Annotated in this window: 18 protein-coding genes; 12 read left to right on the plus strand and 6 right to left on the minus strand. The window is 69.9% G+C overall.

The window, feature by feature from the left end; all coding sequences use genetic code 11:
- Positions 1-1,195 precede the first annotated feature (1,195 nt).
- Positions 1,196-1,942: a hypothetical protein gene (locus ACQPXM_RS12830; RefSeq protein ID WP_432948115.1), complete on the plus strand. Its 747-nt coding sequence runs from the start codon at positions 1,196-1,198 to the stop codon at positions 1,940-1,942.
- Positions 1,943-2,017: 75 nt separating this feature from the next.
- Here the strand turns inward: ACQPXM_RS12830 and valS are convergent, their stop codons facing one another.
- On the minus strand, positions 2,018-4,561 hold the full coding sequence (gene valS / locus ACQPXM_RS12835) for a valine--tRNA ligase (RefSeq protein WP_432948117.1): 2,544 nt from the start codon (positions 4,559-4,561) through the stop codon (positions 2,018-2,020).
- Positions 4,562-4,633: 72 nt separating this feature from the next.
- On the opposite strand from valS, the gene ACQPXM_RS12840 reads away from it, so the two are divergent.
- From ACQPXM_RS12840 to ndk, 3 genes are read left to right on the plus strand one after another with little or no spacing between them, the layout of a single operon-like run.
- On the plus strand, positions 4,634-5,995 hold the full coding sequence (locus tag ACQPXM_RS12840) for a bifunctional folylpolyglutamate synthase/dihydrofolate synthase (protein WP_432948119.1): 1,362 nt from the start codon (positions 4,634-4,636) through the stop codon (positions 5,993-5,995).
- On the plus strand, positions 5,992-6,327 hold the full coding sequence (locus ACQPXM_RS12845; protein WP_077012991.1) for a DUF4233 domain-containing protein: 336 nt from the start codon (positions 5,992-5,994) through the stop codon (positions 6,325-6,327). The genes ACQPXM_RS12840 and ACQPXM_RS12845 overlap by 4 nt, the downstream gene beginning before the upstream one ends.
- 50 nt (positions 6,328-6,377) lie before the next feature.
- The gene (gene ndk, locus ACQPXM_RS12850) at positions 6,378-6,788 is read left to right on the plus strand and encodes a nucleoside-diphosphate kinase (protein WP_432948122.1); all 411 of its coding nucleotides are present in this window, start codon (positions 6,378-6,380) and stop codon (positions 6,786-6,788) included.
- A 15-nt stretch (positions 6,789-6,803) separates the two neighbouring features.
- On the opposite strand, the gene ACQPXM_RS12855 is transcribed toward ndk, so the two are convergent.
- Positions 6,804-9,536: a BTAD domain-containing putative transcriptional regulator gene (locus ACQPXM_RS12855; protein WP_432948124.1), complete on the minus strand. Its 2,733-nt coding sequence runs from the start codon at positions 9,534-9,536 to the stop codon at positions 6,804-6,806.
- A gap of 419 nt (positions 9,537-9,955) precedes the next feature.
- On the opposite strand from ACQPXM_RS12855, the gene ACQPXM_RS12860 reads away from it, so the two are divergent.
- Genes ACQPXM_RS12860 through rodA form a run of 5 tightly spaced genes read left to right on the plus strand, consistent with a single transcriptional unit; the run spans position 9,956 to position 15,660 of the window.
- Positions 9,956-10,984, plus strand: coding sequence for a rod shape-determining protein (locus ACQPXM_RS12860; protein ID WP_432948126.1), 1,029 nt, complete (start codon positions 9,956-9,958; stop codon positions 10,982-10,984).
- A gap of 9 nt (positions 10,985-10,993) precedes the next feature.
- The gene (gene mreC, locus ACQPXM_RS12865) at positions 10,994-11,914 is read left to right on the plus strand and encodes a rod shape-determining protein MreC (RefSeq protein ID WP_432948128.1); all 921 of its coding nucleotides are present in this window, start codon (positions 10,994-10,996) and stop codon (positions 11,912-11,914) included.
- A 1-nt stretch (position 11,915) separates the two neighbouring features.
- Positions 11,916-12,449, plus strand: coding sequence for a rod shape-determining protein MreD (gene mreD / locus ACQPXM_RS12870; protein ID WP_432948130.1), 534 nt, complete (start codon positions 11,916-11,918; stop codon positions 12,447-12,449).
- Positions 12,446-14,497, plus strand: a complete 2,052-nt coding sequence (gene mrdA, locus ACQPXM_RS12875; protein ID WP_432948132.1) for a penicillin-binding protein 2 — start codon at positions 12,446-12,448, stop codon at positions 14,495-14,497. Before mreD ends, mrdA begins: the two co-directional genes overlap by 4 nt.
- Positions 14,494-15,660, plus strand: coding sequence for a rod shape-determining protein RodA (rodA, locus tag ACQPXM_RS12880; protein ID WP_432948134.1), 1,167 nt, complete (start codon positions 14,494-14,496; stop codon positions 15,658-15,660). The genes mrdA and rodA overlap by 4 nt, the downstream gene beginning before the upstream one ends.
- 327 nt (positions 15,661-15,987) lie before the next feature.
- On the opposite strand, the gene ACQPXM_RS12885 is transcribed toward rodA, so the two are convergent.
- Positions 15,988-16,776 (minus strand): hypothetical protein, encoded by a 789-nt coding sequence (locus ACQPXM_RS12885; protein ID WP_432948136.1) that lies wholly within the window; start codon positions 16,774-16,776, stop codon positions 15,988-15,990.
- Positions 16,777-16,866: 90 nt separating this feature from the next.
- Positions 16,867-17,247 (minus strand): winged helix-turn-helix transcriptional regulator, encoded by a 381-nt coding sequence (locus tag ACQPXM_RS12890; protein ID WP_432948138.1) that lies wholly within the window; start codon positions 17,245-17,247, stop codon positions 16,867-16,869.
- Positions 17,248-17,343: 96 nt separating this feature from the next.
- On the opposite strand from ACQPXM_RS12890, the gene ACQPXM_RS12895 reads away from it, so the two are divergent.
- Complete coding sequence (locus tag ACQPXM_RS12895; protein ID WP_432948140.1) at positions 17,344-17,751, plus strand: RidA family protein; 408 nt, start codon at positions 17,344-17,346, stop codon at positions 17,749-17,751.
- Between the two features lie 11 nt (positions 17,752-17,762).
- On the opposite strand, the gene ACQPXM_RS12900 is transcribed toward ACQPXM_RS12895, so the two are convergent.
- A complete protein-coding gene (locus tag ACQPXM_RS12900; protein ID WP_432948142.1) occupies positions 17,763-18,221 on the minus strand; it encodes an Lrp/AsnC family transcriptional regulator in 459 nt (152 codons plus the stop codon).
- A 111-nt stretch (positions 18,222-18,332) separates the two neighbouring features.
- Here ACQPXM_RS12900 and ACQPXM_RS12905 point away from each other — a divergent pair, with 111 nt between their 5' ends.
- On the plus strand, positions 18,333-18,743 hold the full coding sequence (locus ACQPXM_RS12905) for a DUF2000 domain-containing protein (protein ID WP_432948144.1): 411 nt from the start codon (positions 18,333-18,335) through the stop codon (positions 18,741-18,743).
- A 45-nt stretch (positions 18,744-18,788) separates the two neighbouring features.
- Here the strand turns inward: ACQPXM_RS12905 and ACQPXM_RS12910 are convergent, their stop codons facing one another.
- Entirely contained in the window at positions 18,789-19,760 is a 972-nt protein-coding gene (locus ACQPXM_RS12910; protein WP_432948146.1) for an asparaginase, read from the minus strand.
- 60 nt (positions 19,761-19,820) lie between these two features.
- Between ACQPXM_RS12910 and pcaD the strand changes: the two genes are divergently transcribed.
- Positions 19,821-20,579 (plus strand): 3-oxoadipate enol-lactonase, encoded by a 759-nt coding sequence (gene pcaD, locus ACQPXM_RS12915; RefSeq protein WP_432948148.1) that lies wholly within the window; start codon positions 19,821-19,823, stop codon positions 20,577-20,579.
- Positions 20,580-20,592: the final 13 nt, after the last annotated feature.

The raw sequence follows: 20,592 nt of genomic DNA on the forward strand, positions 1-20,592 counted from the left end.
GGCGCTGCCCGCACCCGCCCTGGCACCGGCCGCACCAGCACCGGCTGTACCGGCGGCGGCCGAACCGCTGGCCGAGGCTCCGGCCGTTTTCCCACCGGAGGCACCGGAGGCACCGGAGGCACCGGAGGCACCGGGGGCACCGGAGACACCGGAGACACCGGAGGCGCTGGCACCATCGGCGCTGGTACCGGCTACACCGGCGCTGGTTGTACCGGCACCGGTTGCACCAGTTGCCGGCGTACCGGTTGCGTCTGCACTGCTTTCCGCTCCGGCCGATCTCGAGCCAGCGTCACCAGCAGCACTCGGTGCGGCGGGCCCGGGTGCTCCAGTTCGGGCTTCGCTGGTTCCCGTCCCGGCCGCGCCAACTACTCCTGCAGCACCAGCCTTTGCGTCACCAGCCGGTCCGGTGGCGGATGCTGAACTGGGCGTGCTGCTAGACGTGGTCGCCCCCGGCCCGCTCGTTGACGAGCCAGCTGCTCCCGCCGCAGTCGACGTCGCCCCGGCCGGTGTCGCCCCGGCCGGTGTCGGCCCTGCCGATTTGGGCGCGCTCGGCGTGGGGCCTGCCGATGTAGGCCCTGGCGGTGTGGGCGCGCTCGACGTCGCTCCTGTCGATGGCGCTTCTACCGGCATCGTCCCTGCGCGCGTGGGTGCGGGCGTCACTGCGGGAGCGTCGGTTGCCTTTGGCCCGCCTGTGCCAGGAGAGGTCGTCGCTTTGGGTCCGTCGGCGGGCGTGGTACCTGGGGCGTTCGTGGAGCCTGATTCGGGAGCGTCCGCAGCGGTCGCCGGTGTCGTCGAACCGGTCGCGCCTACGGTGGCCGCCTTCGCGCCTTCGCTGGAAGGGCGTGTCGCCTCGGCAGCAGGCGGGTTGCCCGAGGTTTCGCTTGTCCCGGATGTGCCGGCCGACGTGGTGCGGGAGTCCGCGACGGAGGTGCCCTGTGCGCTCGTCGGCGTGCTCGAGCGATCGGCAGATCCCTTTGTGGGTTGGGTGGTGGACGGCGTCGCACCTTGACCGCTGGGGCTCGTCGCATCGGCTGCACCGGCAGGCCGAGTCCCCTCGGCAGCGTCTGCCGGGAGCGTGCCTCCGGCAGCAGCAGCACGGGAGCTGTCAGCGCCTGCAGGACGGGTGCTGTCAGCGCCTGCAGGACGGGTGCTGTCGGCGCCTGCAGGACGGGTGCTGTCGGCGCCTGCAGGACGGGTGCTGTCGGCAGCACCCGAGGAAGACGACGTGGCGGGGCGGTCGCCGCTGGGCGGGGTGGTTGCCTGGCGGATGGGGGTCTGGGGCGGGAGGGGGGTTTGTGCTGGCATCGGCGTCTGCTTCGGCATTGGCGTCTGCCCGGCGATCGACCCGGAACGCTTCGTCGGAGTCGACGACGTTCCCGGGCCGGCTGCGTTCGTGGGGGACTCTGCGGTTGCCCGGTCGGCCGTCTTCGCGGAGGACCCCGTCGATGCCTGGTCGTCGGCCGTTCTCGCCGAGGACCCCGTGGAACCCTGGTCGGCTGAACTCGCGGAAGACTCTGCGGATGCCGGCGTGGTCGGGCTCGCGGAGGACTCCGTGGAGCCCGACGTGGTCCCCGATCCCGAGGAACCCGTCCCGGAGGCCCGTCGCGTCGACGCCGAGGGCGGCTTCGTGGGGGAGGACTTCTTCGCTGCCCCGGGGGAGCGCTTCGCGGCACCACTCTCGGGAGACGCCTCAGCGCCAGACGGCTCCGACGTATCAGCCGCCGCATCGAACGGCAGCTCCGGCGGCTCCGCAGCCGGCTTGACCGGCCGAGCGGTCGTCTTCTTGGCCGGCCGGCGAGCGCGCTTCTTGGCGGGCTTGTCCGAGGAAGTGGAGTCAGCCGGGGTGGGGGGCTGGTTCTCGTCGCTCACGAAAGTGCTCCTTCGGACTGGCCGGGCGTCGGGCCGATGGTTCCACAGCTGGGTGACTGGCTTCGCAGCGTAGTCGTTGGGGTGAAAGCCGTGACGCCCGCCTCCGAGTCGGGAAGCGGGCGTCACTGGCCGTGTTCGGGCCTCGGGGTCAGAGGGTCGCGACCACCGAGACGGTGTCCGCGGTGTCCTCGGGGCTCCACAGGATCTCGCCGGTGATGCGGCCGGCGGCGCGCAGGTCGTTCTCGGCGCGCTCGGCCAGGGTGAGGCGGGCGGCGGGGCCGCTGACCTCGACCTTGCTGACCTCGGTCTTCATCGAGACCTGTGCGGTGGACTTGGCGCCGCGGATCCCGGCCAGGACCTCGGAGACCGCGTCCAGGACAGCCGGGTCCTGTTCGGCGACCGCGAGGTCGACGTCGGCGACCGGCCAGCTGCTGGTGTGGATCGAACCCTCCTGCCACCACGACCAGACCTCTTCGGTCGCGAACGGCAGGTACGGCGCGAGCAGGCGCAGCTGGACCGACAAGGCGATGGCCAGCGCGGCCTTGGCCGACGCCGCGGCGGCTTCGCCCTGACCGCCGTACGCGCGCTCCTTGACCAGCTCGACGTAGTCGTCGCAGAAGGTCCAGAAGAACCGCTCGCTGACCTCCAGCGCGCCGGTGTAGTCGTAGCGCTCGAACGCCGCTGTCGCCTCGGTGACGGTCTGCCGCAGCTTCTGCAGCATCGCCAGGTCGACGGCCTCGGTGACGGCGGCCGCGTCGCCGGAGGTCGCCCCGAAGCCGAGCACGAACTTCGACGCGTTCAGGACCTTGATCGCCAGCCGCCGGCCGACCTTCATCTGCGACTCGTCGAACGGCGAGTCCAGACCCGGCCGGGCCATCGCCGCGCGCCAGCGGACGGCGTCCGAGCCGTACTTGTCGAGGATCTCCGAGGGCACGATCGCGTTGCCCTTGGACTTCGACATCTTCTTGCGGTCGGGGTCGACGACGAAACCGGAGATCATCGAGCGCGCCCACGGCAGCGTGCCGTTCTCGAAGTGGGCCCGGACGACGCGGGAGAACAGCCAGGTGCGGATGATCTCGTGGGCGTGCGTGTTCAGGTCCATCGGGAAGGTGCGCTCGAACAGGTCGTTGTCGCGCTCCCAGCCGCAGACGATGTGCGGCGTCAGCGACGAGGTCGCCCAGGTGTCCATCACGTCGGGGTCGGCCTCGAACCCACCCGGCTTGCCGCGCTGGGATTCGTCGTACCCGCGCGGGCACTGCGAGGTCGGGTCGATCGGCAGCTCGGCCTCGCTCGGCATCAGCGGGTGGTCGTAGTCCGGCTCGCCGTCGTGGTTGATCGGATACCAGACCGGGAACGGGACGCCGAAGAACCGCTGCCGCGAGATCAGCCAGTCACCGTTCAGCCCGTTGACCCAGTTCAGGTAGCGGTGCTTCATGTGCTCCGGGACCCAGCCGAGCTCGTTGCCGCGCTCGACGAACTCGGCCTTCAAGTCCGCGTCGCGCCCGCCGTTGCGGATGTACCACTGGCGGGTCGAGACGATCTCCAGCGGCTTGTCGCCCTTCTCGAAGAAGTTCGCCATCCGCTTCGTCGGCTGCGGCTCGCCGTCCAGGTCGCCGCTCTCGCGCAGCTTGGCCACGATCAGCTCGCGGGCGCTGAAGACGGTCTTGCCGGCCAGCTCGGCGTACAGCTCCGAGCCTTCCAGCCACTCCGGGGTCTCGCGCAGCAGCCGGCCGTCGCGGCCGATCACCGTGCGGACCGGGAGCTGCAGCTCGCGCCACCACTGGACGTCGGTGAGGTCACCGAAGGTGCAGCACATCGCGATGCCGGCGCCCTTGTCCGGCTCGGCCGCCTCGTGCGCCAGGACCGGGATCTCGACGCCGAACAGCGGCGAGCGGACCGTCGTACCGAACAGGGGCTTGTAGCGCTCGTCGTCGGGGTGCGCGATCAGCGCGACACACGCCGGGATCAGCTCGGGCCGGGTGGTCTCGATGTAGATCGGCCCGTCGGCGCCGTGGAAGGCGATCCGGTGGAAGGCGCCCGGGTAGTCGCGGGCCTCCAGCTCGGCCTGGGCGACGGCGGTCTGGAACGTGACGTCCCACATCGTCGGCGCCTCGGCCAGATAGGCCTCACCGCGGGCGAAGTTGCGCAGGAAGGCGCGCTGCGACGTACGCCGCGAGTCCTCGGAGATCGTGGTGTACAGGTACGACCAGTCGACGCTCAGCCCGACCTGGCGCCACATCGCCTCGAACGCCTGCTCGTCGATGTGGGTCAGCTCGCCGCACAACTCGACGAAGTTCTGCCGGCTGATCGAGACCTGCTTCTTCGGGTCGGGCTTGGCCGGCGGCGTGAAGTCGGGGTCGTAGGGCAGCGACGGGTCGCAGCGGACGCCGTAGTAGTTCTGGACGCGGCGCTCGGTCGGCAGGCCGTTGTCGTCCCAGCCGATCGGGTAGAAGACCTTCTTGCCGCGCATCCGCTGGAACCGGGCGACCAGGTCGGTGTGGGTGTAGCTGAAGATGTGACCGACGTGCAGCGACCCGGACACGGTCGGCGGCGGGGTGTCGATGGAGTAGACGTCGGCCCGCTCGGCCGTCCGGTCGAAGGCGTAGGTCCCCTGCTCCTTCCATACCGCAGCCCACTTCTCCTCGAGGCCTTCGAGGGTGGGCTTGTCGGGAACGCGGGAGATCTCGGTCATGCGCACAATCGTAGTGGTTGTCAAGGGATGCTCCGACCGGATATCCACAGGCCTCACTAGACTGGTCCCCTGATGAGTGACCTCACGTACGCCGAAGTGTCGGCGAAGCTCCAGGCCCGCTGGCCGGAGAACAAGATGGACCCCACGCTGGAGCGCGTCCAGCGGCTCACCGAGCTGCTCGGCGACCCGCAGAAGGCGTACCCGGTGGTGCACCTGACCGGCACCAACGGCAAGACCTCGACCGCGCGGATGATCGACTCCCTGCTGCGCGAGGCCGGACTGCGCACCGGGCGGTTCACCAGCCCGCACTTGGAGACGGTCCGCGAGCGGATCACGCTCGGCGGCGAGCCGATCAGCGAGCAGCGCTTCGTCGAGACCTACGAGGAGATCGCGCCGTACCTGGACGTCGTGGACTCCGAGCAGGAGCACCCGCTGTCGTTCTTCGAGGTGATCACCGCGATGGCGTTCGCCGCCTTCGCCGACGCGCCCGTGGACGTCGCGATCATCGAGGTCGGCCTCGGCGGCACCTGGGACGCGACCAACGTCGCCGACGGTGTCGTCTCGGTGATCACGCCGATCGCCGTCGACCACGCGCACATCCTCGGCGCGGACCCGGTCACGATCGCCGGCGAGAAGTCCGGAATCATCAAGCCGGGCGGTACGGCGGTGCTCGCGCAGCAGAGCCTCGACGTCCTGGAGGTGCTGCAGCGCCGGGTTGCGCAGGTCGGCGCGCAGGTCGCGCGCGAGGGCCTGGAGTTCGGCGTGACCAGCCGGTCGGTCGCGGTCGGCGGTCAGCTGATCTCGATCAAGGGCCTGGCCGGCGAGTACGAGGACATCTTCCTTCCGCTGCACGGCGAGTACCAGGCGCACAACGCCGCGACCGCGCTGGCCGCCGTCGAGGCGCTGCTGGGCGCGACCGAGCAGACCGAGGGCCGGGTCACCGCCGAGGTGGTCCAGGCCGGATTCGCCGAGACCACCTCGCCGGGCCGGATGGAGGTCGTGCGCACCGGCCCGACCGTCATCGTCGACGCCGCGCACAACCCGCACGGCGCCGAGGCGACCGCGGCGACGGTGAGCGAGGCGTTCGCGTTCAACCCGCTGATCGGCGTGGTCGGCGTGATGCGCGACAAGGACGTGTACGGCGTGCTCGAGGCCTACGAGCCGATCATGGAGACGATCGTCGTCACCCGGAACTCGTTCGAGCGCTCGATGCCGGCCGAGGAGCTCGGCGAGATCGCGGCCGAGGTGTTCGGCGAGGACCGGGTCGTCGTCCGCCCGAACCTGGTGGACGCGATCGACGAGGGGCTGCGGCTGGCCGAGCAGGACGCGATCGCGTTCGGCTCCGGCGGCGTACTGATCACCGGTTCGGTGATCACCGCCGGCGAGGCCCGCAAGCTGCTGGTCCGCAAACCGAAGGAAGCTGAGCAGCGATGAGGTCCCTGGCGTCCATCGTGCTCGGCTTCGAGTCGATCGTGCTCGCGCTGGCGACTCCGGTGATGATCTCGGTCGCCGACGTCGACTCCGGTACGGCCCTGCCGCTGTGCCTGGGCCTGGCCGCGCTGGCGATCGTCGCGGCCGGCCTGCTGCGCAACCGGGTCGGCTACGCGCTCGGCTGGCTGGTCCAGGTCGGCGCGGTCGGCCTCGGCTTCGTCGTACCGGTGATGTTCGTGCTCGGCCTGGCCTTCGCCGGCTTCTGGGTGATGGCGATCGTGCTCGGCCGCCGGATCGACGAGGCCAAGGCGGCGCAGGCCCGCGCCGCCGGTTAGGCTCGCGGCCCCGAGACTTTCGTCAAAGCCTTCGAGAAAGAGATGGACACATGTCGCAGCGCACGCTCGTCCTGCTGAAGCCCGACACCGTACGCCGTGGCCTGGTCGGGGAGATCCTCGGCCGGTTCGAGGCCAAGGGGCTGTCGATCGTGGCGATGGAGCTGCGCACGATCGACGGCGAGACGGCCGACCAGCACTACGCCGAGCACGTCGAGCGGGACTTCTACCCGCCGCTGCGCGCGTTCGTCACCAGCGGCCCGCTGGTCGCACTGGTGCTCGAGGGCGACGAGGCCATCGAGGTCGTGCGCGCGCTGAACGGCGCCACCGATGGCCGCAAGGCCGCGCCCGGCACGATCCGCGGCGACTTCTCGCTGTCGAACCGGGAGAACCTGGTGCACGGCTCGGACTCCCCGGAGTCGGCCGAGCGCGAGATCAAGATCTGGTTCCCCGACCTGCCCTGAGCTGGTCAGCGGGCGTCAGACGCCCAGCCTGGCGCGCAGCTCGTCGGCCGTGGGGTGGTTGAGGTAAGTCAGCAGATCCAGGGCGGACTGCCACGAGCTGTGGGCTGCTGACTCGTCGCCCACGTCGTGGTGGACGTCGCCCAGGTGCTGCAGCATGAGTGCCTGGTAGTACAGGTCGTTCAGCTCGCGATACAGCGACAGGGCCTTGCGGTAGCAGTCGATGGCTTCGCCGTACGCCGACTGGCAGCGGTACGCGTAGCCGAGGTGGTCCCAGGTCGCTGCTTCGCCGAGCTTGTGGTCGACCTGCTGGTAGAGCTGCTGCGCCTGGAGGCAGTACTGGACCGCCAGCTCGTACTCGCCGAACGTGGTGGCGTGCAGCATGCCCAGTGAGTTGAGCGCGAGTGCCTGACCGGTCCGGTGGCCGGCTGCGCGGAACAGGTCGGACGCGACCAGGTCGTGCTCGTACGACTCCTTCAAGCGGTCCTGCTGCGCCAGGACGAAGGCCAGCATGCGTTCGCACCAAGCTTGGGCGACCTGGTCGCCCTTGGCGAGCTGCAACGCCGCCTCCGCCTCGGCCAGCGCCTCGGGGAGGCGCTGCTGACGGGCCAGGGCGTGAGCACGATACCGCCGGGCCATCACCTGGGCGGCCGTGTCGCCGGACCGCTCGGAGGCGTACACCGCTGAGCCCATCACGTCGACCCAGGTGCTCCACAGACCACGCCGCTCGAGGTAGCCGGTCATCGTGCGCGCCAGGTGAGTCGCATGCGCGTCGAAGCCTCGGCGTACGGCGTGCTCCACCAGGGGGACCAGGTTGGGACACTCCTGCTCGAACCAGTCGAACGCCTCCTGGTAGCCGCCGAAGGTCCGTGCGTACGGCGTACCGGCGGGCTCGGGCAGTTCGTCCGGGTCGCGGTGCGGGCGGAGCCACTGGTCGCCTGCGTCCGCCGTACGGAGGTAGTAGTCGAGCAGTCGCTGCATGGCGACGTGCTCGTCGGTGGCGAGCTCGGCCGCGTAGGTGCGGAGCAGGTCATGTGCCGAATACCGCCCGGGGGAGTGCTGGGAGAGCAGGTGGGCTCGCTCCAGCTCGGCCAGGGCGGGCGTGACCCGGTCGGGCGTCGTACCAGCCAGGGCTGCTGCGGCGTCGACGGAGAGGTCTGGGCCGGGATGTGCGCCGTACAGCTTGAACATGCGGGCCGAGGTCGCCTTGACGAGCTGGTACGACCAGGAGAAGACCGCGCGGAGGTCGGTCGCCTCGTCCTCGCCGGCGAAGGCGTCCAGTCCCTGCCTCGTACGCCGTAGGTCGGTGGCGACCGAGCTGAGCGACCAGCTCGGGTGGGCCGCGGCGTGGGCCGCTACGAGTGACAGAGCCAGGGGTAGCCGGGCGGCAACCTCGATGAGTTCGTGCACGGCGTCCCGCTCGGCCCGCAGGCGGTGGCTGCCGAGTGCGCCTTCCAGCAGGGCCACTGCCTGGTCCCAGTCCATCAGGTCCAGGGTGACCGGGTGGGCCCCTTCCGTCGCGAGCAGACCCGGTAGGGCGTCGCGGCTGGTCACCACGACTCGACAGGTGTTGCCGCCTGGCAGCAGTGGGCGGACCTGAGCGGCGTTACGGGCGTTGTCGAGCATGATCAGCATCCGGCGGTCCGCGAGCAGGGTCCGGTAGAGGGCAGCCTGGGCAGCATCGCCGGCCGGGATCCGCCCGGGCATGGACTGCAGGGCGTCGAGGAAGCCGCGGATCGCGTCAGCGGGGTCGACCGGCTCGCCGGAGGGATCGAAGCCGCGCAGGTTCACGTACAGCTGGCCGTCCGGGAAGTGCGCCTGGGCTCGCTCGGCCCACTGGATCGCCAGAGCGGTCTTGCCTACACCAGGGGTCCCGGAGACGACCGCGATCGAGCCGGTCGGGCTCAGCAGGACTCGGTCTAGCTCGGCGAGCTCCTGCTCGCGGCCGATGAAGGTGCGTCCGACGGTCGGCAACTGGTGCGGTATGACGTCCCGAGAGGTTCGTGTGGCGGCGGCCCGGGCGTCTGACGCGAGCACCGCCTGGTGAAGGCGGCGCAGCTCCGGACCGGGGTCGAGACCCAGCTCGTCGGCCAGGCGTCTGGACGCCTCACTGAAGGTTGCCAACGCGGCAGCCGGCTGGCCGGCCTTGATCTGGCTCTGCATGAGCAAGGCCCACAGGGACTCGCGCAACGGGTAGCGACGGGTCAGGCCGCGCAGCTCCGAGGTGACGGCGGCGTGATCGTTGGGATCACCGTGGTCGAGTCTCGCGGTGAGCAGGAGCTCGGTGGCGTGCAGGCGCTCCTCGGTGAGAGCCGGGGCGGCGTCGCGGATCAGAGCGCCCGCTGCCAGGCCGGCGAGCGGCTCACCACGCCACAGCGCCAGCGCCTCGGTCAGCAGGCGCATCCGCTCGGTGGGGTCGGCGGTGCCCGTACTGGTTCCCACCAGGTCACGGAAGCGGGTCACGTCGATCTCGGCCGGGTCGACGGCGATCACGTAGCCGGCCGCCTCGGTCCGGATCAGCGGACGGCCCAGCAGGGTCCGCAGCCGGGACATGTAGGTCTGCAGGGCCGCTCGCGGGCGGGCTGGGAGGTCCTCCTCCCACAGCGTGTCCATCAGCTCCTGCCCGGCGACCACCCGGTTGGGCTGCAGCAGGAGCGCGGCCAGCAGGACCCTGAGACGGTTCGCGGCCAGCTCGATCCGCCGGCCGGAGTCGTCGAGGACCTCGACCGGGCCGAGCAGCCGGAATTCCATCCCGCCATTCTGGCCCCAGCAGGGCGTGAAAGCGCCAGGAAAGCGTGATGAATGCAGCAACCTGCATGCTCGGCGGGCGGAGAAGTCCCTGATCCGGCCGCGTGCGTCCGGACGAGGAGTCCCCGCCGCGCCCGTGGGGAGGAGCGCTCGCCCACCAGGGGAGGGGCGAGATCTGGGGGCGTGTGGTGCCGCCGGCAACCATCGGCGGCACCACGCGGGCCGGCGTACGAGGGGCGTGTTCGGGACCGGTCAACGAGCCGCTCGTGGGGTTGTCCACAGGAGGTGAACCGCATGCTGGCCGGGTGTGAGCTTGCGGATACTATGCGTGGTGGACGGACGGTGTCGTGTCGGTCCGCGGGTAGCGCCTGGTCCGCGCTTAGCCTGTGAAGCCGGGACCCGAACGGCGGGAGGGGGCCTGCATGGCGAACAGCATGCTCGGCCGGGACATGGCGGTCGACCTCGGTACGGCGAACACCCTGGTCTACGTCCGGGGTCGCGGCGTCGTGCTCAACGAGCCGTCCGTGGTCGCGATCCGGACCGACGAACCGCGTGAGGCGGTCGCCTTCGGTCAGGAGGCGAAGAAGATGATCGGCCGGACGCCGGGCAACATCACCGCGATCCGGCCGCTCAAGGACGGCGTGATCGCCGACTTCGACGCCGCCGAACAGATGCTGCGCTACTTCATCCAGCGGGTGCACCGGCGCCGGTACTTCGCCAAGCCGCGGATCGTGGTCTGCGTGCCGTCCGGCATCACCGCGGTCGAGCAGCGCGCGGTCCGTGACGCCGGCTACATGGCCGGGGCGCGCAAGGTCTACATCATCGAGGAGCCGATGGCCGCCGCGCTCGGCTCGAACCTCGAGGTCCGCGACGCCACCGGCAACATGGTGGTCGACATCGGCGGCGGGACGACGGAGGTCGCGGTCATCTCGTTCGGCGGCATCGTCACCAGCCAGTCGATCCGGGTGGCCGGCGACGCGATCGACAAGGCCGTGGTCAGCTACTGCAAGAAGGAGTACTCGCTGATGCTCGGCGAGGCCACCTCCGAGCAGATCAAGATGACGATCGGCTCGGCCTTCCCGACCGCCGACGGGCCGGACTCCGAGATCCGCGGCCGGGACATGGTCTCCGGTCTGCCGCGGACCGTGAAGGTCTCCTCGGCCAGCATCCGGCAGGCGATCGAGGAGCCGATCACGGCGATCGTCGACGCGGTCAAGGCGACGCTGGACAAGACCCCGCCCGAGCTGGCCGGCGACATCGTCGACCGCGGCATCGTGCTGACCGGCGGCGGCGCGCTGCTCAAGGGCATGGACGAGCGGCTGCGGCACGAGACCGGCATCCCGATCCACGTCGCGGACAACCCGCTGGACGCCGTCGTGCTCGGCGCCGGCAAGTGCGTGGACAACATCGAGACGCTGAACCGCATCCTCGTCACCGACAACCGCCGCTGATCCCTCGTCATGCTCAAAGACCTCGGCACCCCCGCGAGAGGCCTGGTCCGTGCGGCCGGGCTGCCTCGGGAGATCCGCCGGCGCCGGACCGTGCTGGTGCTGGTGATCCTGGCGTCGCTGACGCTGATCGTGCTCGACGCGCGCCGATCGGCCGGTTCGCCCGTCGACCCGCTGCGGCACGCCGCGGCGACCGTCTTCGGGCCGCTGGAGTCCGGCGCGACGTCGGCCCGGCAGCCTGTGGACAACCTGCGCGACCGGTTCGCCGAACTGGATAGGTTGAAGGCAGAGAACGAGAAACTCCAAGCAGAGAACGAGAAACTCACCACCGAGCTGCGGACCACCGACTACACCCGCAACCGCGCCGCCGAGCTGGACCGCCTGCTGAAGGTGGCTCCGGCGTACACGGTGACGCCGGCCAGGGTGATCGGGATCGGCGGCGCGCAGAGTTTCCAGCACACGGTGACCATCGATGCCGGAACGGCGGACGGAGTGCGGCCGGACATGACAGTACTGAACGGGGACGGCCTGGTGGGCCGCGTCGTGCGGGCCACCGACGCGACCGCCACGGTGCTGCTGATCGGCGACCGCAACTCGACCGTCGGCGGCCGGCTGAACTCGACGCTGGCGCTCGGCTTCCTGTCCGGCCGCGGCGAGATCGGCGGCACGATGGACTACAAGCTGGTCGATCTGCGGGCCCGGCCGAAGGTCGGCGACCGGATCGTCACCTGGGGCTCGCGGGGCAACGCGCCGTACGTGCCGGGCGTCCCGATCGGCACCGTCACCTCCGTCACGCCGAACCAGGGCACCCTCGGCTCGACCGCGACGGTGAAGCCGTTCGTCGACCCGACCCGGATCGACACCGTCGGCGTCGTCACCGGTCCACCGGCCCGGCCGCCGCGGAGCACGGTCACGCCCGAGCAGGGGCGCTGAGATGATCCCGCTCCGGATCGCGCTGGCCGCGCTGCTCCTGATGGTCGCGGTCACCGTGCAGACTTCACTGCTGCCGCACATCGCGGTCGCGGGCGTCACCTGCGACCTGGTGATGATCGTCGTGGTCGGCCTGGCGCTGGCCCGCGGACCGGAGTGGGGCGCGATCACCGGGTTCGCCGGCGGCCTGATGCTCGACGTCGTCCCACCGGCCGATCACACCGCCGGTCGCTGGGCGCTGGCCTTGGCCATCAGCGGGTACGTCGCCGGCCTGATCCGCCGGGAGACCTCCGCCGGACCGGTCGGTCCGATCGGCGTCGCCGGGACGGTCGTGCTCGGCGCGACGCTGTCCCTCCTGCTCTACAGCGCGACCGGCTCGCTGCTGCACGACCCCGCGGTCGACTGGAGCCAGTTCGGCGTCCGCCTCGGCATCGCCGCCGGGTACGACGTGGTCGGGGCGATCGTGGTGATCCCGGTCGTGCTCTGGATGATGCGCCGGGTGCTGCCGGCCCGCGAACGCCGCCGGGTCCTGCCATGAGTTTCGACAGCTTCCACCCGGCGCCGCTGAAGGCCCGCATGCGGCTGTTCGTGATCGGGGTGCTGGTTTTCTCCTTGTTCTGCACGCTGTTCGCCCGCCTGTGGTACCTGCAGGTGATGGCCGGCGACAGCTACGCGAACGCCGCCGACAACAACCGCACCCGCGAAGTGCTCACTCCCGCTCCGCGCGGCACGATCGTCGACGCCCTCGGCCGGACGCTGGTCGGCAACCGGGTCTCCCTGGTGATCTCCGTCGACCGCTCGGTGCTGGCGAAGCTGACCGAGAAGCAGCAGGAGGGCGTGCTCGGCCGCCTCGCGAAGGTGCTCGGCCAGAAGCCGGCCGACCTGACCGCGCGGACCAAGCTGTGCGGCGAGCCGGGCGCGTCCAAACCGCCGGCCTGCTGGAACGGTTCGCCGTACCAGCCGATCCCGGTGGCCAAGGACGTCAGCGAACAGGTCGCGATCGAGGTGATGGAGCGCCGCGAGGACTTCCCCGGCGTCGCCGCCGAGTCGGCCGCACTGCGCGCGTACCCGGCGCCGTACGGGGTGAACGCGGCGCACATCCTCGGCTACCTGTCGCCGATCACCACCGAGGAGCTGGACAAGGTCCAGGCCGCCGGACAGGACCCGCTGACTCACCGCTCCGACCTGGTCGGCCGGGCCGGCGTCGAGCGGACGTACAACGCGATGCTGCGCGGGACTCCCGGAGTCAAGACCGTCAGCGTGGACGCCGTCGGCTACACCACCGGCACGGTGAAGCAGACCGCGCCCGTGCCCGGTTCGACGCTGGTCACGAGTATCGACGCGCGCGTCCAGGCCTCGGTCGAGAAGGAATTGCGCGGCGCGATCATGACCGCCCGCAAGCAGTACGACAAGATCACCAAACGCAACTACGTCGCCGACTCGGGCGCGGCCGTGGTGATGGACACCAAGACCGGGCGCATCGTCGGGATGGCGAGCTATCCGTCGTACGACCCGGGGGTGTGGGTCGGCGGGATCTCGCAGCGTGAGCTGGACGCGCTGTACTCGCCGCAGTCCGGGACGCCGCTGCTGTCGCGGGCGCTGCAGGGTCAACTCGCGCCGGGGTCGACGTTCAAGCCGATCACGACGGCGGCCGCGCTGGGCGCCGGGTACAGCACGAAGACCCGGCTGGACTGCTCGTCGTTCTTCGAGGTGGGCAACCGGCGGTTCAAGAACTACGAGTCCGCGTCGTACGGGATGATCGGGTTCGACCAGGCGCTCGCGCTGTCCTGCGACACGTTCTTCTACCGGATCGCCTATGCCCTGTGGCTCAAGGAGGGCGGCAACTCCGGCACCATCGACGCGCTCGACCCGCTGGTGGAGATGGCGAAGAAGTTCGGCCTCGGCAAGCCGACCGGGATCGACCTGCCCGGCGAGGCGTCCGGCCGGATCGCCGATCGCAAGTGGAAGAAGTCATACTACGACGCGCAGAAGGACTACTACTGCAAGCTCGCCGACAACCCGCCGGCCGGCACGTCGGAGTTCCTCAAGCAGTTCTCCCGCGAGTTCTGCGTCGACGGCTACCGGTACCGCGCCGGTGACGCGGTCAACTTCGCGATCGGGCAGGGCGACACCACGCTGACGCCGATCCAGCTCGCGACCGTCTACTCGGCGCTGTCCAACGGCGGCATCCTCTGGGAGCCGCGGGTCGCGCAGAAGGTGATCGGCCCGAACGGCAAGGCCAAGGCGATCCCGAGCAAGATCTCCGCCCGGCTTCCGGTCCCGGCCGCGAGCCTGCGCTACATCGACAACGCGTTGAAGGAGACCGTCCGGTCCGGCACGGCGGCCTGGAAGTTCAACGGGTTCCCGCTCGACCAGGTGCCGGTCCGGGCCAAGACCGGGACGGCCGAGGTCTACGGCAAGCAGACCACGTCGTGGCTCGCGTCGTACACCGACCGGTACGCCGTCGTGATGATGATCAGCCAGGCCGGTACGGGGTCGGGCGCCTCCGGTACGGCGGTCCGGCACATCTACGAGACGCTCTACAACATCAAGCCCGCACCGCCGGCCGCGAAGAAGACGCCATGAGCCTGCTGACGATGCGGCCGGTGAGGTCGCGCACGGTCCGGCGTACGGCGCTGTGGCAGGCCGACTGGGTCCTGGTGTTCGGCGTGATCGCGCTCGCGTCGATCGGCGCGCTGCTGGTCTGGTCGGCGACGTACCAGCGGACCTCGCTCACCGGCGGGCACCCGCAGGCGTACCTGTTCCGGCACGCGCTGAACTTCGCGATCGGCGCGGTGCTGGCCGTCGGCGCCGCGGTCACCGACCACCGCCGGCTCCGCATCCTCGCCCCACTGCTGTACGTCGCGTCGCTGCTCGGCCTGATCCTCGTCCTGGTGCCCGGCGTCGGCGCGGTGATCAACGGGTCGCGGTCGTGGATCGAGCTGCCGTGGATGTCGATCCAGCCGAGCGAGTTCGCCAAGCTCGCGGTGATCGTCGGCATGGCGCTGCTGATCGCGGAGAAGGGCGAGACCAACCACCGGGAGAACGCCCGCACGATCGACGTCGCCCAGGCGATCGCGGTCGCGGCGATCCCGATCCTGCTGGTGATGCTGCAACCGGACCTCGGCACGGTGATGGTCCTGGGCTCGATCGTTTTCGGCATCATCGCAGTGTCCGGCGTGCCCAAGCGCTGGATGCTCGGGCTGGTCACCGCCGCGGTCGTGGTCGCGACGCTGGCGATCCAGTTCAACGTGCTGAAGGAGTATCAGCTCGCCCGCTTCACGGCGTTCGCCGACCCGTCCCAGGATCCACAGGGCATCGGCTACAACGTCAACCAGGCCCGCATCGCGATCGGCAACGGCGGCGTCTTCGGCCAGGGCCTGTTCCACGGCTCCCAGACCCAGAACGCCTTCGTCCCCGAACAACACACCGACTTCGTCTTCACCGTCGCCGGCGAAGAACTCGGCCTGATCGGCGCCGGCGCCGTCATCGCCCTGTTCGCCCTCATCCTCTGGCGCGGCCTCCGCATCGCCGTCCACGCCCGCGACGCCTTCGACCGCCTGGTCGCCACCGGCATCGTCTGCTGGTTCGCCTTCCAAGCCTTCGAAAACATCGGCATGACCCTAGGCATCATGCCCGTCACCGGCCTCCCCCTCCCGTTCGTCTCCTACGGCGGCTCGTCGATGTTCGCCGGCCTGCTAGCGATAGGCCTCCTGCAAAACATCCACCTCCGAACCCACGAGGTCTGACGACCCGACGGCCCAGCCGGTCAGTCGACCTGCAACCTCAGCCCGAGCCCTCCACCGGCGACGGCTAACGAGCACGCGGTCCGAGGCCCACCCAGCGGTGACGCGTGCTGACTTCTTGCCCAACAGGCCACCTGTACTCGGTGCGCCTAGGGAAGTAGCAAGAAGTTCACAGGTGGCACCTACGTGCACCAGCGCGCCGACCCGCAGCCGGCGCCGCGAGGCCTGACCCACGCGAGCCCGCCCACCGAGCGCCAACCCAAGCGCGATCAGCCGACCGACAACCCCCAGCCCCACCCGGTCACCCAACAACCAACCCCAGCCCCCACCTCACCGCCGCGAGAACCACCGCCGCCGACCCACCGGAAACTCCACCTCCACCGACCCAGTAAGAAAAACCTCCGCACTCAAAACCACCCCCGGCACCGGAACAGCAACCCCACCCGGAAGGCAGACGTCAGCCTCGAACCCAGCCGTCCGCACCCGCGCCACCACGAACTCCTGCCCAGTCAGCATCGTCGTCCGCCGCTCCGCGGACGGAACGACGCCGTTCAGCAGAGCAAGAGGCTGAACATCGCCCCCGAACATGCCAGTAGGAATGAACGACTCGTCAGCCATCCGCGGCGGCCAAACCCAATCAGGTTCGTAATGGTCCGGACGAGGGCCCGGCTCGCCGGTCGACAGCCGGCTCGCATCCGAGGCAGCGAAGGCCACCCGATCGCGAAAGAACTGCGCATCAGGAGCCAAAGCGACAATGCTCGCCGCACCGGCATGTTTGGCATCACCAAGCAGCGGAAGCTCCTCCAGCTCAACGGCCAGACGGGTGACCGTCTCACCGTCCTGCACTACGTCGGCAACCGCCGCCTCATCACTTTCCCGCTGAATGTCGCCAAGCTGCACCACCCGCTCACCGCCGTACGACGGAGTGACGCGAACAATGCCACGCTTGCCGCGCGTCAACAGCAGACGAGCGCCCGACGGATCCTCCCAGCGAAGCAGTTCAACCCCATCAGCCCCAGCACCGACAACAGCCGCATGCGGGCCGATCCGTTCGACCAGGTCGGCGAACGCTTCCGGGGAGTCCACCCCGAGTCCGAGGCAATCCAAGTTCGAAGCCATGGCGACGAGCCTGTCAGCCCGGGTGCGACCGAGCCAGGACATTTCCGCTCGTCGCGCTCACCTTGCACGAACTGTCACGTCGCCGCCCGTTCAGGCGTCGAAGCGCCGCCGGGAGGATTCGATGTGGGCGAGGTAGCGGTGCGTCCAGTCGCACATCCCGCTGACGATCTCGTGCAGAGCTTGGCCGGCCGGCGTCAAGGTGTACTCGACGCGGGGCGGAACGGTCGGGTAGACGGTCCGCTCGACCAGGCCGTAGCGCTCGAGCATGCGCAGGTTCTGGGTGAGCATCTTGTGGCTGATGCCCTCGATCTCGTTACGCAGTTCGCTGAAGCGCAGCGTCCGGTCGGCGAGCAGCTCGATGATCAGGAATGCCCACTTGTTCGCGATGTCGGAGAAGATCTCCCGCGCGAGCGAGTCCGCGCGGGTGAGATCCGCGTCCTGGGGCGAGCCGCTGTACTGCTTGGTCACCATCTGGTTCCCCGGTCACTCAAAAGTGCGTTCTTCCGTGGCCGTCCATACTCTCCTACGGTTCCTTGGTAACCACAAGAGAGCACGAGAGGGCCCGCGATGACCGTCACCCTGATCAACCCCATCGAGCTGCCGCAGGTCGACCTGTACCACCAGGTGTCGGTCGCGACCGGATCGAAGCTGGTGTTCGTCGCCGGCCAGGTCGCCGTGGACGCCGCTGGTGTCACGATCGGCGAAGGTGATCTCGCCGCCCAGGTGGAGCAGGTCTACCTCAACCTCGGTACGGCGCTGGCGGCGGCCGGTGCCACCTTCGACGACGTCGCGAAACTGACGGCCTACCTGGTCGACTGGACTCCCGACAAGATGCCGGCGTTCCTCGATGGCGCCGGCCGGGCTTTCGCCCAGCTCGGGGTCGACCCGGTCCCGCCGTTCACCGGCATCGGCGTCGCCGCCCTGGCCGCACCAACCCTGCTGGTCGAGATCGAGGCCGTCGCCGTCGTCGACTGAGTGTCTCTCCCTCAGCGTTGGGGGAGGGGCATCACCGTCGTCCGGCGGTGGTGCTCGAAGACGACTGAGCTGCGGATGTCGCCGATCTCCTGGCGCTTGGCGAGTTGCAGGACGAGGTCGCGCAGCGCCTGGGTGTCCTTCACCGCGACGTGAGCGAGGAAGTCCGAAGCACCCGACACCATGAACATCTCCAGCGTCTGCGGCAGGCTCTGTACGTACTCCTGAAACGCCGGCGCCACCGCCATCGCCTGCGGCCGCAGCTTGATCGAGATGATCGCCTGGGTGGACCGGTCGATCGCGTGCAGGTCGACCGCCGCGTGGTATCCGCTAATCACGCCGCGCTCGCGCAACCCGCGGATCCGCTCCAGGCAGGTCGACGGCGCGATGCCGAGTTCGGCCGCCATGTCCCGGTTGGTGCGCCGTGCGTCGTTCTGCAGCATCCGCAGGAGCGCCGTATCAAGTTCGTCCATGGTGACCAGTTTGGTCCATGTGCCGAATTTCGTTCGGTTGGTCAGCGCGTACGGCGTACAGGAGGCTAGCGTGCCCACGGATTTGTCGGGCACGTGGAAGGAGTTCGTCGGATGCTGGCGAACAAGATGGTCGTGGTGATCGACGCCGACGCGCCGGTTGGCGTCGCGCTGAACACAGCGGCGTTGCTGGGCGTCGCACTCGGGCACCATCACGAGGACGTCGTGGGCGAGCCGGTCCGGGACGCGTCCGGTGCGGTGCACGAGGGGATGTGCGCGCACCCGATCCCGGTGCTGCGCGCGTCGGGGGAGCAGTTGCGGGAACTCCGCGAGCTCGCAGCCGGGCGGGACGGCGTCACGGTGCACGACATGAACCAGGCGGCGCAGCAGTCGCGCACGTACGAGCAGTACACGGCGACGGTGAGCGGGACGAAGGGGGAGGACTTGGTGTACTTCGGCCTCGGCCTGTACGGGCCCCGCTCGGCGGTCGACTCACTGACGGGCGCGCTGGCGCTCTACCGGTAGCCGCAGTGGTGTCGCGGTGGAATCGGCCTTGGGCACCCGGCGCGGTCAGATCGCGGGGATGATCTCGCCGACTGGCCGGCCGGCGCCCAGGACCGGGACGCGGCGGAGTTCGGCGGCGGGGCTGACGTCGGCGCCGCACTTCTCCAGGAGGGTGAGGGCCAGCGCCGTGGTTGCCCGTGGGTTGCCGTCGATGACCTTGACCGCGACGGCGTGGCCATCCGGAGTGGCCATGGCGATGACCCCCTCGGCGCCGCCCTTGGCCAGTACGCCGGGGAGGAGGCGCATCGTCTCGGAGTTGAGATGCCCCCGACCGCCGACGTACTCGGGGTACTGGCGCATCGCGACGGTGACCTGGTGGTCCGGAGTGCCTGGAGCGGCTGTTGCCAACAGGCTGAACGAGCGGGCCAGGCCGGACAGCGGCATGCCGAGCAGGGGCGCACCGCAACCATCGGTGGCGACAACTCCGGTGGTTGCTTCGGTCAACCGTTCGATCTCGGTCCGGATGATCTGCTGGATCGGTGCGTCGAGGTCGAGGTAGTTGCCCGCGGCGCTCAAGCCGTCGAGGGACACGGCGGCCGCGAGCATGGCGGCGTGTTTGCCGGAGCAGTTCATCCGTACGGCGTCCGGCTCGATGCCCTCGGCAATCAGCCGGAGGCGGGTGGGCTCGTCCTCGGGGCGGTCCGGTGGGCAGCCCAAGGCTGAGCGGTCGAGACCGGCGGCCGTCAGGATCTGGTCGACGACCGCGACGTGCCGGTCCTCGCCCGTGTGGCTCCCGGCGGCGATCGCCGTGGCAGGTCCGTCCAGTACGGCCCCCGCGACCACCGTGCCGACCGCCTGTAACGGCTTGGCGGTCGACCGCGGCAGGATCACCGCGTCGACATCCCCGGCGGCGAAGATCGCCGAACCGGTCGGGGACAGCGCGACCGCCATCCCGAAGTGCCGGCTCTCGACGAAACCGTTGCGGACCACCGTGGCGAGCTCGACGACCCCGTCCAGCCCGGGAACACCCTTGACCATGCCGCGAAAGCTAACACCGGCCCCACCCCACGCCCGCCCGGCCCGCCCTAAAGTGGCAGCATGCGACTCAACCACCAGGCGACCGGACCCCTCGACGCGCCCGTAGTACTGCTGGCGTCGTCGCTCGGCACCACCCACGCGATGTGGGCACCTCAGCTCGACGCCCTGGCCAAGAGCTTCCGCGTGGTCGCGTTCGACCACCGCGGGCACGGCGCCTCCGACGCGCCGCCCGGGCCGTACACGATCGAGGACCTCGGCAACGACGTGCTCGAACTGCTCGACACCCTCGAAGCCGACCAGGCGTCGTACGTCGGCATCTCGCTCGGCGGCGCGGTCGGGCTCTGGCTCGCGCAGAACGCCCCGGACCGCTTCCACCGGTTCGCGCTGCTCTGTCCGCCGGTCAACCCCGCGGCCAACGCGCAGATGTGGACCGATCGCGCCCGGCAGGTCCGGGAAGAAGGAACCCAGGCGATCGTCGAGCAGACGCTCGGCCGCTGGTTCCTGCCCGAGTACGCCGAGGCGCACCCCGACGAGGTCGAGGGCATCCGCCAGCAGCTGCTCAACACCCCGGACGAGGGGTACGCCGCCTGCTGCGAGGCGCTCAGCACCCTCGACCTCACCCCGGGCCTCGAGACCATCACGGCCCCGGTCCTCGTCGTCACCGCCGAGCAGGACGCCTCCATCCCGCCGGAAACCGTCATCCCCCTCGCGACCACGATCCCCGGCGCGCATCTCGAGATCATCGAGAACGCCGCCCACTTGGTGACCTACTCGGACGCCGATCGGATCAACCCCCTGCTGCTCACCCACCTCTCCTGAGCAGGCCGCTAGG

The sequence above is a fragment of the Kribbella sp. CA-253562 genome, from assembly GCF_050942265.1.
GTDB lineage: Bacteria > Actinomycetota > Actinomycetes > Propionibacteriales > Kribbellaceae > Kribbella.